11 protein-coding genes are annotated in these 14,621 nt (G+C 61.7%); 7 read left to right on the top strand and 4 right to left on the bottom strand.

Going from position 1 to position 14,621, the window contains the following annotated elements:
• The first annotated feature begins 28 nt into the window (after nucleotides 1-28).
• Nucleotides 29-2,362, top strand: a complete 2,334-nt coding sequence (locus Q0025_RS02365) for a TonB-dependent receptor (RefSeq protein ID WP_297295646.1) — start codon at nucleotides 29-31, stop codon at nucleotides 2,360-2,362.
• Nucleotides 2,363-2,439: 77 nt separating this feature from the next.
• Nucleotides 2,440-3,072 carry a metallophosphoesterase gene (locus Q0025_RS02360; protein ID WP_366939375.1) on the top strand — a complete coding sequence of 211 codons (633 nt, stop codon included), beginning with the start codon at nucleotides 2,440-2,442 and terminating at the stop codon, nucleotides 3,070-3,072.
• Nucleotides 3,073-3,090: 18 nt separating this feature from the next.
• On the opposite strand, the gene tsf is transcribed toward Q0025_RS02360, so the two are convergent.
• The 3 genes from tsf to katG all read right to left on the bottom strand — a co-directional run bounded on the left by tsf (nucleotide 3,091) and on the right by katG (nucleotide 7,632).
• Entirely contained in the window at nucleotides 3,091-4,020 is a 930-nt protein-coding gene (gene tsf, locus Q0025_RS02355; protein WP_297295644.1) for a translation elongation factor Ts, read from the bottom strand.
• A gap of 100 nt (nucleotides 4,021-4,120) precedes the next feature.
• Nucleotides 4,121-5,134, bottom strand: coding sequence for a 30S ribosomal protein S2 (locus Q0025_RS02350; RefSeq protein ID WP_297295643.1), 1,014 nt, complete (start codon nucleotides 5,132-5,134; stop codon nucleotides 4,121-4,123).
• Nucleotides 5,135-5,451: 317 nt separating this feature from the next.
• Complete coding sequence (gene katG / locus Q0025_RS02345; RefSeq protein WP_297295641.1) at nucleotides 5,452-7,632, bottom strand: catalase/peroxidase HPI; 2,181 nt, start codon at nucleotides 7,630-7,632, stop codon at nucleotides 5,452-5,454.
• A 136-nt stretch (nucleotides 7,633-7,768) separates the two neighbouring features.
• On the opposite strand from katG, the gene Q0025_RS02340 reads away from it, so the two are divergent.
• On the top strand, nucleotides 7,769-8,695 hold the full coding sequence (locus tag Q0025_RS02340) for a LysR substrate-binding domain-containing protein (RefSeq protein WP_297295639.1): 927 nt from the start codon (nucleotides 7,769-7,771) through the stop codon (nucleotides 8,693-8,695).
• Between the two features lie 165 nt (nucleotides 8,696-8,860).
• On the opposite strand, the gene Q0025_RS02335 is transcribed toward Q0025_RS02340, so the two are convergent.
• Nucleotides 8,861-10,012, bottom strand: coding sequence for a choloylglycine hydrolase family protein (locus Q0025_RS02335; RefSeq protein WP_297295636.1), 1,152 nt, complete (start codon nucleotides 10,010-10,012; stop codon nucleotides 8,861-8,863).
• 431 nt (nucleotides 10,013-10,443) lie between these two features.
• Between Q0025_RS02335 and Q0025_RS02330 the strand changes: the two genes are divergently transcribed.
• The 4 genes from Q0025_RS02330 to Q0025_RS02315 all read left to right on the top strand — a co-directional run bounded on the left by Q0025_RS02330 (nucleotide 10,444) and on the right by Q0025_RS02315 (nucleotide 14,431).
• Entirely contained in the window at nucleotides 10,444-10,881 is a 438-nt protein-coding gene (locus Q0025_RS02330; protein ID WP_297295633.1) for a DUF2214 family protein, read from the top strand.
• A gap of 121 nt (nucleotides 10,882-11,002) precedes the next feature.
• Nucleotides 11,003-11,998, top strand: a complete 996-nt coding sequence (locus Q0025_RS02325) for an aldo/keto reductase (RefSeq protein ID WP_297295632.1) — start codon at nucleotides 11,003-11,005, stop codon at nucleotides 11,996-11,998.
• A gap of 520 nt (nucleotides 11,999-12,518) precedes the next feature.
• Nucleotides 12,519-13,658 carry a hypothetical protein gene (locus Q0025_RS02320; protein WP_297295631.1) on the top strand — a complete coding sequence of 380 codons (1,140 nt, stop codon included), beginning with the start codon at nucleotides 12,519-12,521 and terminating at the stop codon, nucleotides 13,656-13,658.
• Nucleotides 13,658-14,431, top strand: coding sequence for an Imm52 family immunity protein (locus Q0025_RS02315; protein WP_297295629.1), 774 nt, complete (start codon nucleotides 13,658-13,660; stop codon nucleotides 14,429-14,431). Before Q0025_RS02320 ends, Q0025_RS02315 begins: the two co-directional genes overlap by 1 nt.
• Nucleotides 14,432-14,621 lie beyond the last annotated feature (190 nt).

Raw genomic sequence — 14,621 nt, 5'->3', positions numbered from 1 at the left:
GATCTGCGCTCATGCTGTGGGGGGATTTATGTCGATTGATCTCGCGCATTCGCGCGCTTTATTTGCATCCGTGTTTCTGGTCGGGTTTTCATCGAGCCTTGTCTTTGTGCCCCGGGCGCTTGCGCAGCAGGCCGGCGGCGAGCTTCCGACGGTTGAGGTCGTCGCGACGACGCCGCTTGGCGCCGGCACCAGCGCGTTGAACGTGCCCAACGAAACCCAGACCCTCGACAGTCAGCAGATCGAGACTCTCAGTCAAAGCACGATCACCGAGGATATGGCGCGCCGGACGCCCGGCGTCTCGACAACCGATTCGATCGGCAGTCCTTTGGCCCAATCGCTCAACTTTCGTGGCGAGACCGCTTCGCCGGTGCCGGGCACGCCCCAGGGTCTCGCCGTTTATATGAACGGCGTGCGCATCAACGAATCCTACGGCGACGTGGTCAATTGGGACCTGATCCCGACCGTTGCGATCGATACCGCGCAGATCGTCACCGGCAATCCGGTCTTCGGCCTCAATGCGCTCGCCGGCGCCGTGGTCATGAACATGAAGAACGGCTTCACCTTGCAGGGCACCGAATTCGACCTGCAGGGCGGCAGTGATTACACGGTTCAAGGCTCGGCCCAATATGGCGTCAACAAGGGCAATTGGGCCTATTACGTCGCGACCGAAGGCGTGCGGACCAACGGCTACCGTTACTTCGGCCAGTCGGATGTCGAGCGCGCCTATGGCGACGTCGGCTATCGCGCCGAAGGCAACGAAGTCCATTTGAGCATGACGGGGGGCGCCGATGGCCTCGGCGTCGCCGGCTCGACGCCGCTGATTTTATCGCAGCAAAACCCGGCCTCGGTTTTTACGACGCCGCAGACGACCAATACGACGGCCGAGATGATCACGCTCTCGGACGAGTCGCACATCAACGACAAGCTCAAATTCAATGGCGACATCTATTTTCGCAATTACGGCCAGGCGCATGTCGACGGCAACATCAGCAATTTCCAATCCTGCGGCGGCGCGACGCTTTGCAACAACGGCAACCCGACCGCCATCCCCGACACCCTGCCCGCCGGCTCGCTCTACGGCGAGATCGACCGCAACTGGACGCATACCGAAAGCACCGGCGCCACCGCGCAATTGACCTATGACGACAAAATCTTTGGCCACCACAATACGTTGACAGCCGGCGTCAGCGTCGATCACGGCTGGACGCATTTCGTCGGCAATAGCGAGATCGGCTCGCTTGCCACGAATTTCGTCGTTACGGGGCTCGGAACCTATATCAACGAGCCGGCCTCCGACGTTTCGCCCGTCAATCTCAACGCGCAGAACACCTATCTCGGCATCTATGTGCTCGATGATTTCGACATCACCGATCGGTTGACGCTGCACGCCGGCGCCCGCTTCAACGATGCGCAGATCAATCTCAACGATCTGACCGGCGCAAGCCCGAACCTCAACGCAAACAACAATTTCAATCGGATCAATCCCGTCGTCGGCGCGACTTTCAAGATCACGCCGGACATTTCGGCCTACGCCAGCTATTCGGAGGCCAACCGCGCTCCGACGCCGCTTGAACTTGGCTGCTCAAGCCCCTCGCAGCCCTGCATGATCGACAATTTCCTCGTCTCCGACCCGCCGCTGAAGCAGGTCGTCGCGCGCACGGTCGAAGCGGGCTTCAAGGGCGACAATCCGATCAGCGGCCCGATCCCCGGCCGGCTCGACTGGAGCGCCAACTTTTACCGGACCGAGAACCAGAACGACATCTATAACGTGCAAAGTCAGGTCACGGGCTTTGGCTATTTCACCAATGCCGGCGACACCCTGCGCCAGGGCGTCGATCTCGGCGCGACCTTCACGACGGACCGGTGGGACGCCTATGCGAGCTATTCCTATATCCAGGCGACCTTCCTGACGCCGGTTCAGCTTTCCTCGCCGAACAATCCGAATGCCACCTGCAACGGTGCGACGGGCGTCGAATGCGTCATGCCGGGCGACAACCTGCCCGGCATTCCGCGGCATAAATTCAAGATCGGCTTCGATTACGAGATCCTGCCCAAGTGGAAGGTGGGCGCCGATCTCGTCTATCGTTCGGGTCAGTATTATGTCGGCGACGAGATCAATTCGCTGCCGCAGGTGCCCGGCTTCGCGACGCTCAATCTGCGGACCTCGTATCAGGTCAACAACAACGTCCAGGTCTTCGGCCTGGTCAACAATGCGCTCGATTATCGCTATAATACGTTCGGGGCATTGTTCGAGACCGACTCAACTGCCGGCTTCGCCGGTTTCCCGCAATTCAACGATCCCCGCTCCGTCACCGTCGGGCCGCCGCTCGAAATCTACGTCGGGATCAAGGCGACCCTGTAAGCCAATCCGAACGAAACGCGGCATTCCGTGTTAAAACGAGTCGCTGCCCCCGCAACGACTCGTAACATCGGGATGTCATGGCGGTCTTTTTTACGAGCGATACGCATTTCGGCGATGCGCGGCGCATCCGCATCGACAAGCGTCCGTTCAAGACGATCGCTGAGCACGATGCCGGGCTGATCGCCCGCTGGAACGCCATCGTCGGCCCCGACGACGAGGTTTATCATCTCGGTGATTTTGCCGTGACGATGGATGCGACGGCCGTCGAAAGATGGCTCGCCGCGCTCAACGGCCGCAAGCATCTCATCATCGGCAACAATGATTCTCCCGCGGTGACCGCGAGCAGCGCCTGGGCCAGCATATCCTATTATGCCGAACTCGTCCTCGACGGCCGCTTGGTCGTCCTCTGCCATTATCCGTTCCGGACCTGGCATCTGAGTACCAAGGGCTCAATCGACCTTCACGGCCATTCGCACGGCAAGCTGAAGGAACTGCCGCGCCAATATGATGTCGGCATCGATGTCTTCGATTACCGGCCGGTGACGCTTGCCGAAATCCTGGCGAGCCGCCGCCGCGGCCGCAAGGCGGTGAGCGCCAAGCCGGTGAATAAATCCCGCGTGAAGAAGAAATCGCGTGCCGCGAAGAAAACGGCGAAGCCGACGAAACGACCGGCCAAGTCGGCAAAAAAGCCTGCCAAAAAGCGCCGGTAAGACGGCCCCCCGGCCGTCCTATCCCTGCCCTGAGGCGGCCGCGACTTCGGCGGCGAAATCGGTTTCCTGCTTCTCGATGCCCTCGCCCAGCGCATAGCGCACGAAGCCCTTGAGCGTCACCGGCGCGCCGGCGGCCCCTTCGGCCTCTTTCAGCACCTGACCGATGGTCTTGTTGCTGTGCTCGGCATGGATCGAGGGCTGTTCGAGCAACGTGACCTCTTTGTAATAGGTCTTCAGGCCCGATTCGACGATCTTCTCGAGCACGTGCGGCGGCTTGCCGGCATTCTTCTCGGCCAGCACCTTCTTCTCGCGCGCGATGACATCCGGATCGATGCCCGATGCATCCACCGCGAGCGGGCTCGCCGCCGCGACATGCAGTGCAATGAGACGGGCGAGCGGCGCCAGAACGTCGGTCTTGCCGGTCGATTCGAGCGCCACGAGCACGCCGATCTTGCCGAGCCGGTCGGCGACCGGCGTATGCACGTAAGAACCGATCACGCCCTGCCCGACCGCAACCGAGGCAGCACGGCGCAGATTGAGATTTTCGCCGATCGTGGCAATGCCATTGGCAATCGCCTCGGCGACCGTGCCGCCGCCCGGATAGGCGGCTGCCTTCAAGGCTTCGGCATCGGTCAAGCCTGACTTGACCGCGACCTCGGCGATGTTGCGGGCGATCTTCTGAAAATCCTCGTTGCGGGCGACGAAATCGGTCTCGGAATTCAGTTCGACGGCGACGCCCTGCAGCGGCTCGACGGCGAGCGCGATGAGGCCTTCCGCGGCAATACGGCCGGATTTCTTCGCCGCCTTCGACAGGCCCTTCTTGCGCAGCCAATCGACCGCCGCGTCAAGATCGGCGTTCGACTCCGACAGCGCCGTCTTGCAATCCATCATGCCGGCGCCGGTCTTTTCGCGCAGCTCCTTCACCAATGCCGCCGTGACATTCGCCATCGCGTTCATCCTTCAGTCGATTCGAAAAGAGCGCAGCCGATGCGGCGCACGCATCGGCCGAGTATTGCGACGGGATCAGCCCGCCCGGCCCAAGGGCCGTTTATTCCGCTGCCATCAGGCCCTTGGCCTGTTCGGCCCAGCCGTCACGCTCGACGCGGCCGCCAAGCTTGAGATCCTGATCGAGCTTTTTCGCCTCGTCCGGCGTCAGCGCGGCGATCTGCCAATAATGGAAGACGCCGGCGTCGTTGAGCTTCTTGACGACCTGCGGGCCGACGCCATGCAGCTTCGCCAAATCGTCCGGGGCCCCGCGCGGCGCGGCGAGCAATTCGAAATGCTCGGTCTGCGTGTCGGCCTCCGGCGCGACCGCCTCCGGCAAATCTTCGGCGACCGGCGCGGCTTCCGCGCCGAGATCGATGCCCGATTCACCACGGCTGCGGGAAATGCCGTCGAGCGCTGCGCGCGCGACGAGATCGCAATAGAGGCTGATGGCGCGCCCCGCATCGTCATTGCCGGGAATCGGGAAGGTGATTCCGTCCGGATCACAATTGGTATCGAGAATGGCCGCGACAGGAATATGAAGCCGTGCCGCTTCCTTGATCGCCAATTGCTCCTTGTTCGTATCGATGACGAAGATCAGGTCGGGCGTGCCGCCCATTTCCTTGATTCCGCCGAGCGCCTTCTCAAGCTTCTCGCGCTCGCGCGACAGCATAAGCCGCTCTTTCTTGGTCAGGCCCTGGCCGCCGCTGTCGAGCGTCTCGGTGAGCTTGCGCAGCCGCTGAATGGACGCCGAAATCGTCTTCCAATTGGTCAGCATGCCGCCGAGCCAGCGGGAATTGATATAATATTGCGCCGAGCGTTTGGCGGCGTCGGCGATCGCGTCCTGCGCCTGGCGCTTGGTGCCGACGAAAAGCACGCGGCCGCCGCGCGCCACCGTATCCGATACCGCCTTCAGCGCCTGGTGCAGCAGCGGCACCGTCTGGGCGAGGTCGATGATGTGGATATTGTTGCGGGTGCCGAAAATGTACGGCGCCATTTTCGGGTTCCAGCGGTGCGATTGATGGCCGAAATGGGCGCCGGACTCGAGGAGGCCGCGCATCGAAAAGTCAGGTAGCATAGATCAGTCTTTCTCCGGTTGAGCCGCCGCGGAAAATCAGGCTGGCCGGCGTTGCCGCCGGAAGCCACCGGGTGCGGGCCTTAAGGCAGGACCGCGAATTCCGCGTGTGGAATGGGGGCGCTTATAGAGTTCCCGATGTGGGAAGGCAAGCGACCAAAAGCAACAGCCGCGGGGGGACGACCCGCGGCTGTCTGCCGCCATAGGCGGGCGGCACACGCCCGGCGGACCTTCGGCGGGTCCTGACCGGACGTGGGGGGCTATGCGGCACCCGTTACGGGACGCCAATTCCGAGGGCCACGCCGGAGCGAGGTCCAAAATCAAGCCAAATCGAAGCGGTCGGCATTCATCACCTTGGTCCAGGCCGCGACAAAGTCGTCGATGAACTTCTCCTGCGAATCGGCGCAGGCATAGACTTCCGCGAAAGCGCGCAATTGCGAATGCGAGCCGAAGATGAGATCGACGCGCGTGCCGATCCAGCGCGGCGCGTTGGTCTTGCGATCGCGGCCCTCATAGACGCCCGCCTCGCTGCCGGAGGGCTGCCACTGCGTGCGCATGTCGAGAAGGTTGACGAAGAAGTCGTTCGTCAGCTTCCCCGGCCGGTCGGTGAAGACGCCATGTTTGGATTGCCCGGAATTGGCGCCGAGCACCCGTAATCCGCCGAGGAGCACCGTCATTTCCGGCCCGGTCAGCGTCAGCAATTCTGCCCGGTCGATGAGAGCCTCTTCCGGCGCCATGAATTGCTTGCCGCTGAGGTAATTGCGGAAGCCGTCGGCAAGCGGCTCGAGCGGCGCGAAGGATTGGACATCCGTCTGCTCTTGCGACGCGTCCATGCGACCCGGCGTGAACGGCACCGTTACCTCGGTCCCGGCGTCTTTCGCCGCCTTTTCAATCGCCGCGCCGCCGCCGAGAACGATCAAGTCGGCAAGCGAGACTTTCTTGCCGCCTTTTTGCGACGCATTGAACTCCTTCTGAATCGCCTCGAGCTTTTCCAGAACCCTCTTGAGTTGCGTGGGCTGGTTCACCGCCCAGTCCTTCTGCGGCGCGAGGCGGATGCGCGCGCCGTTGGCGCCGCCGCGCTTGTCGGAACCGCGGAAGGTCGACGCCGAGGCCCAGGCCGCCGCGACGAGCTCCGAGACCGACAGGCCCGAAGCCAGAATCTTCGCCTTCAGCGCCGCAATATCCTGGTCGCCGACGCGCTCATGATCGACCGCGGGGATCGGATCCTGCCAGATCAGTGTCTCTTTTGGGACGAGCGGGCCGAGATAACGCTGGATCGGACCCATATCGCGATGCGTGAGCTTGAACCAGGCGCGGGCGAAGGCATCGGCGAAAACATCCGGATGCTCGTAGAAACGCCGGGAGATTTTTTCGTAAATGGGATCGAACCGCAGCGAAAGATCCGTCGTCAGCATGGTCGGCACATGTTTCTTCGACCGATCGTAAGCGTCGGGGACCGTCGCTTCCGCTGCTTTCGCCTTCCACTGCCAGGCACCGGCCGGGCTCTTCTCCAGCTCCCACTCATATTTGAACAGGTTGTCGAAGAAGTGGTTGCTCCATCGCGTCGGCGTCTGCGACCAGGTGACTTCCGGGCCGCCGGTGATCGCGTCGGCGCCGACGCCGGTGCCATAGCGGCTCTTCCAGCCGAGGCCCTGATCCTCGATGACGGCGCCTTCTGGTTCGGCGCCGAGAAATGACGGATCGCCGGCGCCATGCGTCTTGCCGAACGTGTGGCCGCCGGCAATGAGCGCAACGGTCTCCTCGTCGTTCATCGCCATGCGGAAGAATGTCTCGCGGATATCCTTCGCTGCCGCGACCGGGTCCGGGTTGCCGTTCGGGCCTTCTGGATTGACGTAGATCAGGCCCATCTGCACGGCGCCCAAAGGCTCGGCCAGCTGGCGCTCGCCGCTATAGCGCTCGTCGCCGAGCCAGGTCCCTTCGGGACCCCAGTAAAGTTCTTGCGGCTCCCAGGTATCGACGCGACCGCCGGCGAAACCGAACGTCTTGAAGCCCATCGATTCCAAAGCGACATTGCCGGTCAGGACAAAGAGGTCGGCCCAGGAGAGTTTGCGGCCGTATTTCTGCTTGATCGGCCACAACAGGCGGCGCGCCTTGTCGAGGTTGGCATTATCCGGCCAAGAGTTCAGCGGCGCAAAACGCTGCTGGCCGCCGCCGGCGCCGCCGCGGCCGTCGGTGATCCGATAGGTGCCGGCACTGTGCCAAGCCATGCGGATGAACAAGCCGCCATAATGGCCGAAGTCTGCCGGCCACCAGTCCTGCGAATCCGTCATCAACGCATGCAAATCCTTGATCACCGCATCGAGGTCGAGACTCTTGAACGCCTCGGCATAGTCGAAGGCTTCGCCCATCGGATCGGACAAGGACGAGTTCCGATGCAGCACCTGAATGTCGAGATGGTCCGGCCACCAATCGCGGTTGGTATGGCCATGGCCTCCCGAAAACGGGCATTTGCCCGCGCCGTCATCCGTCTTTGCGTCCATCGCTCCCTCCGCATGCTTTTATCTGGTGCGCGGTCAAGCTAGGTCAGCCGAGGAGATTGATCCAATCGATAGTTCCGTTTAATTTCATAGGCAGCGCCAATGGCCGTCAAAATAGTTTCAAACTTCATCCTGGCTCATGAACCTTCGCGATCTCCGCTACATCGTTGCCGTTGCCGATTTCGGTCATTTCGGCCGCGCGGCCGACGCGTGCAACGTCAGCCAGCCGACGCTCTCCGGCCAGATCCGCAAGCTTGAGGAAGAACTCGGCCTCGCCATCTTCGAGCGTGTCGGCCATACGGTGCGGCCGACTGCACCGGGCGAACAAATTCTCGCCCATGCCCGCCGCGCCCTGGCCGCTGCGGAGGACATCGTCTCTGTCGCAGAATCGGCGCGCGATCCGCTGGCCGGGCCGTTGCATCTGGGCGTCATCCCGACGCTCGGGCCCTATCTCATGCCCTACGCACTGCCGGCCGCCCAGAGCGCGCTGCGGTCGCTGCGGCTCGTTCTCGTCGAAGATTTGACCGTGCGCCTGATCGAACTCGTGACCGCCGGCAAGCTCGATGCGGCGATCATCGCCTCCGACCCCGAGACACCGGCGCTCAAGGCCGAGACTTTGTTCGATGAGGATTTCTGGCTCGTGCTCGGACAAGCCAATGCGCTCGCTGCACGAAACCGGATCACCATCGCCGACATCGACGCACAATCGCTGCTGCTTTTGACCGACGGCCATTGCCTGCGCGACCAGGCGCTCGAACTGTGCGGGCCGCCGAAGAATGCCGGCGAGGCGATCGCCGACATGCGCGCGACCAGCCTCAAAACGCTGCTGCACATGGCGGCCGCCGGCTATGGCATGACGCTGATTCCAGCCCTGGCGCTCAAGCAGGAACAGCCCCTGCCCGGCGGCCTCGTGGCGCGGCATTTGAGCGGCACGAAGGCGCGCCGCCGTGTGCGGCTCATCTTCCGGCCAAGCCATCCGCGCCGCGCCGCGCTTGCGGCGCTGTCGAAACTCATCCGCGCCAGCGTCAGAGATGTGCTGGAGAATGCGAACGAAGCTGCGGCTTAGATCACGATGATTTCGGATCGAATCGACGTGATCGATTCTAAAAGTGTAGAGCGGGATTTTGCAAAAAACCGCTGGTCCTTTTTCGCATCCCGCTCCAGGATGTAAAAATCATCTTAACGCAACGCCTTGTCGCTATTATGCGCGATGCTTTCGGCGTGTTACCTGTCAGGGTTTGAGCACGAGAGCCGGCGCTTCAGGCCGCGGCACGAGCGGCGCCGAGAGTAGGTTCGGGGCGTCGAGGTTGAGACTCTTGAGATCGATGCGGCGCAAGACCTGATCGTCATAGGTTTTGACGTAGAAGACCCGGTTGGTGAGATCTGCGATCGTCGACCATTGGGTGAACTCCCATTGGGTGGCGTCTCCCGCGCGGGGCCGCACCCAGCCCCTGGGAATGTCGAAATTGTTGAGGATATGTTCGGCCGCGCGCACGCTGGCGATGCCGTCGGCCTGTGGCTCGGCCAAGGCCGCATAGGCCAACACCCGGACGAAACGGGAGGGCGGGGTCGGATCGCCGGGGATTCCTAACAGCCCGGACCCTTGGCCGATCGGTGTGAGGGTCTGCCCGGCGATATGGAGGGGCGGTGCATTGATCGCCGAGATTTTGACGTAGTTTTTCAGATTCGTCACTTGCCAGTCGAAAGGCGGCGCGTTGGTCATGACGCCGAACGGATTGTCGTAGACCTTCAGCACCCCGCCGATGGGTTCGACCACCAGTGAGGCACCCGAGGCGTCGTGCAAAACATAATGCAGCGGCGGGACCAGGCCGAGATGGGCTTCCTTGAGGCCGACGACGGCGATCCGCGGCAAGGCCGCCTTGACCTCGGCGACGGTGGCGAAATTGGTCAGCGCCCAAGTCAGGACGTCCCACGGGGCAAGCGCCCTGGCGGGATCGGTCTTGGCCGGGTCGGCGTAACCCGCATAATCTGGGAAGTAGAGCGCGCCGCCGACAAGCCCTTTCTCGTTCATGCCATCGATGATCGCCGGCATGTTCAAAGCATTGAGGCCGAGGGCGGCATATTTGGCCGTCCATTTCAGAGCGCCTGGCTTATCGCCGGGACCGGTCGCGTGCAGCGCGATATGGCGCGGAATGAGAATGACGGCGGATTTGAGCGGGAAACCGAATTCCATCGTCCGGCCGTAAACAACGCCTCCGGTTCGCGTACGAAGGATGAAGCTGGTGCAGGCGCGCGCCGCATCCGCGCCGAAGGCCAGCGTTGCGATCAGCAGAATTGCCATGCCGCCGCGGACAAGCTTGGACGTTGACTTGGCGATCGATCCCATCTTGATCTCCGTCTGCGCGCTACCGCCGCTCGACATGATCGATTCTATTGAGTTCGGCGGGATTGACCCGAAGACCGCGCACGTTTCCGCATCCTCCAGCGGCTCAAAGTAGGGCATCCGCCAAAGGGGAGGTTGAGCTGGATCAAAGGACCGCCGTCGCCATCTTTGAATTTCAATATTTCCCTAACCGGCGCTTTCGCGATTGCATCAAAACGCCGGCATTCGCGCCGGTACCGCGCGGGGCAGGCTTTTGCGTATCTGTCGCGGCGGCAATGGCTCGGCACCCGACATCAGCCGGCTTAGATCACGCTGCATTGAGGCCGAACCGACCTCAATGCACGAACGTGATCGAGTCTCATAAGTTGGAGCGGGATTGACGCGAAAAACCGCTTGATCAACACGGATACTCTCGCTTGCCTCGCGGCTGCGTCGCATTACAATCCCCCCTCCTCGCGCGGGTCTTCGCGATGCTCGATCTCTGGCTTGCCATCCTTCATCATCTCTTCGTCTTCAGCCTGTTCGGCATTGTCTTCGCCGAATTTTTCGTGACGCGGCCTGGTCTCGGACGCGATGCGGTGGCGCGGCTCGCAAGGCTCGACCTCTTCTATGGGATCCTCGCCGGCCTTGTCGTGATCGTCGGCTTCGCGCGCGCGATCTTTGCGGCCAAAGGCTGGCACTATTATTCGCACAACGCCTTCTTCTGGGCGAAGATCGGCACATTCGCCGCGATCGGCCTGTTATCGGTGCCGCCCACGCTCGCCTATTTGCGCTGGCGCAGAGAGGGCGTGCCGCCCGCCGACGCTGAGGTCAAACGCGTCCGGATCTATCTCCACGTCGAGCTTGCGCTGTTCGCCCCACTGCTCGGTTTCGCCGCGGCCATGGCGCGCGGCTATGGCGAGTTCTAGGACGCCTTCAAGAAAGCCGCAGCCGCGTCAGCGGCGTTTTGAGACAAAGCGCTAGCGCCGACGTGATTTCGGCATGCGCGCCGAAGCGGATATCAGTGCTGCAGCAAATGCGGAGTTCATGATGCAAAAACGTCGTCTCGGAAACAACGGCCTTGAAGTCTCGGCCCTCGGCCTCGGCTGCATGGGCATGACCTGGGCCTATGGCGCGCCCGGCGATCATGCCGAAATGGTCGCGCTGATCCGGCACGCCATCGATCTCGGGATCACCTTCTTCGATACGGCCGAAGTCTATGGCCCCCGAACGAACGAGGAGCTGGTCGGCGAGGCTTTGGCGCCGGTCCGCGATAAGGTCGTGATCGCGACGAAATTTGGCATGGCGCTCGACCCTAACGGCGGTGCGCGGCCGATCGGCCTTAACAGCCAGCCGGCGCATATCAAGGCGGTCGCCGACGCGTCGCTGAAACGCCTGCGCACCGATCATATCGATCTTTTCTACCAGCATCGCGTCGATCCCAATGTGCCGATCGAAGAGGTTGCCGGCGCCGTCGGCGATCTCGTCAAAGCCGGCAAGGTGAAATATTTCGGCCTGTCGGAAGCCGGCGCCGCAACCATCCGCCGCGCCCATGCGGTGCATCCTCTTGCGGCGGTTCAAAGCGAATATTCGCTTTGGACGCGCGAGCCGGAGCAAGACATTTTGCCGGTGCTCGAAGAACTCGGCATCGGCTTTGTCCCCTATAGCCCGCTCGGGCGCGGGTTTCTGACCGGGGCGTTCGCGGCCGGAACCGAGCTTGCCGATGACGACTGGCGCAAGACCAATCCGCGCTTCCAATCCGACGCGATGCAAAAGAATGCGCCGCTCGTCGAGAGTTTGAAATCCATTGCCGACACGAAGGGCGCGACGCCGGCGCAGATCGCTCTCGCTTGGCTATTGGCGCAAAAGCCCTGGATCGTGCCGATTCCCGGCACGACCAAGCGCGCGCGGCTCGCGGAAAACATTAAGGCCGCCGATGTCGTGCTGACGCCTGCCGACATCGAAGCGATCGAAAGCGCTGTCGCATCGCACGTGATTGCCGGCGAGCGCTATGACGTGCGCGGCATGGCGATGGTGAATTTGTAGGGCGATCTGATTCGCAATCGTACGCGTTCCACACGATAACCTGTAAGACGCTTGTTCTCTATTTGTTCTTTACATCGTTTGGCGCTTCGCCTAAGCTTTTTCCGTCAGCCAAGGGAAAAAGCGGGTGCAAACTGCTGCGGCTCTCCGCAAACAATTCGAGGGCTATCGCCTTCGAGGCGCGATCACGCGCGAAACGATAATGACCGATGCCGGCTTGGTCGTCGGCGCCGGAACTTCGCTGATGCGCATGCGGGAGGATTGGTTCGGCCATCCGCAGCTTGCGCTGGCGGAAGATCGAGAACGCGCCCTCGCGTTATATTGTGTCGCCTTTCAGCGTCGACCGCCGCCCAATTTTCTGCGCCATCTCGCCAGCGCATCCGGCCATTGGCCGCATGACAAAGCTCTCGCAAATCTGCGCCTCGTCTTCGCGCAATTGCCGAGGCTCGCGAACGAAGCCGATGCCTGGCGTCTCCATCTCGCGGCGGCGCTTCTCGACGACGACTTTCCGCCAAGCCGCTTATTGAGCGAACTCGGCTTCGCGCCCCTTGATTTCCGAAAATACGATCCCGATCAGCCTCGCGTTGCCGCCGGCAATGGCCGTCAAAGCGGCGAATGGGGATCAACCGGCGGTGCTGCCCGCCCTCCCAAGGTGCCGGCGCCCCACGTCACAAGTTCTCCAGACGGCGCTGCGCCGCGCGAGCCAAAGACCGAGCAGAGCAGCGCTTCGACCGCGCTCGTTGGAGCGGGTCTCGGTACGCGAGTCTCTGGTTCGTTTCTCGGAGACATTGGTCCCGAGGCACTTACAGGACTGACCGAGTTCGCAAGTAAAATCGCGGAACCGGCGATTTTCTTCGGCGCTATCTTCATTCCTTCGCCGAATGAAGGCATCCGCTCGGAAGGAACATTGCCGGGGTCGCCGGGCATAAACTACAGCGCCGATCACGACACCGGCGCGCTCGAACTTTCAGCCAGAGACACCGATGGCCGCGCAACGACGGTTCGCGCTCAGTTGCGAAACGGCGTCTATGTCGATGTTTCGACGGGAACGCCGCTCGGCCGTGACCTTGACGGCGTACTCTATATCGATCGCGACGCGGCAACTGCGGCTTTACGCGCCGCCAAGGGCGAGCCGCGCGAAGATGCGCAGGCCGCACGCGCGTCTAAAGATGACGAGCCGAAGCTTTGCCCGGCTCCGGTTATTGACAATCCCGGTGCGACGAACAATGCGAACGCCGTCAGATACGCACAATATGTCAGCCGAAGAATCGTCAATCCGCATCGTCATCCGCCGCTGGCGCCGGGCCTCGCCTTTGGCCTCTTCAACCCCAGGACTGGGAGGATCATCAAACTCGACGATTGCCAGGACACGACCGGTATCATGCAAGAGTACAAGGCTTTCCACGCGTGGCGGTTGAAAAATAAAAAGCTTAGGGAAGACATGGAAGAGGAATTTCTCGACCAAGCCGCTCGCCAAATTGAAGCGAATGATTTTCGCAATTTGCAAACCGGAATCGTTCGACCGATCGACTGGCATTTTCAGGACAAAGAGATCGCCATGTTCGCTTTGAAATTGTTTGGCGACGCAGGCTTTTTACCCAAGGTCCGTATCTTTTATACGCCCGAAGGAACCGGCACTTCGGAAATCATATGGGGCTTCTAATGAGCAACGAAGGTTCGAAATTCGAGATAAAAAATTACTTTGCGGCGGATTCCTTTTGGGGGCCGCGGCGCGAGACGCCCGCGGCGCTCGCCGCCCGCTTCGTCGATCTGCTCGATCGGCTGAAGGCGGTCGATCCCGTCTTCGACGGTTGGCTTTGGACCGACAAAAACGATCAGACCGTTGCATTTGAGGAGATCAAGCGTGAATTGCCCACGGAGATCGCGGCAAAAATCTCGCGCGACGATGATGGTGACCCTGACCCCATCTATGGTTATAGATTCTATGTCTATAATTCGATCGAGGACCAGCCGCGCGGGCTGAGCATCAGTGTGCACGGCGGCTGCTGGTCCAATTCGGATCTCATCAGTAATAATGTGTGGATTTCAACAGAAGAGTATATTGATCCAGATCCGGCCATTATCACCTTCCCGATCTTTAAAGGCGCCGTCCTGGCCATGGCCGAAACTTTCGATCCCGTGTGGAGCATGGCCTATCCCCGCGATCTCGCCAACCTCTGGGACTGGCGAGATCCCACCTATTACCGCCTTGGATGGATCACCTATGTTGGGCCGCGCTTCGCGCATTTGATCACGCCGCCGCCGAGCGCAATTGTCGAGCACAGGCCCGACGGCGGCTTGCTGATGGCGGCGACCGACGAAACGTTTTCTGTTTCAAACCCGGCGCATCTCGCTGCCGCGCGGGACATCTTGGCGGCCGTCGCGCCGCTCAAAGCGCTGCCCTGGCAGCCGGACGCCGAACCGGAAGATGCCTGAACCGGACGGCAAGCGCGAAAAATCTCCCCGAAACAGGTGATGTTCCGGGGAGAAGAGTCGGTCTGCGGGGATGAGCTTGAGGTGGCTCGCAGTGAGCTGGCTTAGAACCCGCCGTTGCCCGGGATCCAATTGGTACCTGCGAGGGGGACGCCGGCCATGGCGGCGGCCTCGACGGTCAGGGCCACCAAAT

This window comes from uncultured Methylovirgula sp. (genome assembly GCF_947646745.1).
In the GTDB taxonomy this organism is placed as follows: Bacteria; Pseudomonadota; Alphaproteobacteria; order Rhizobiales; family Beijerinckiaceae; genus Methylovirgula.
Note: the sequence above shows the minus strand (reverse complement) of the source record. Positions and strands in the feature narration are given on the sequence as shown.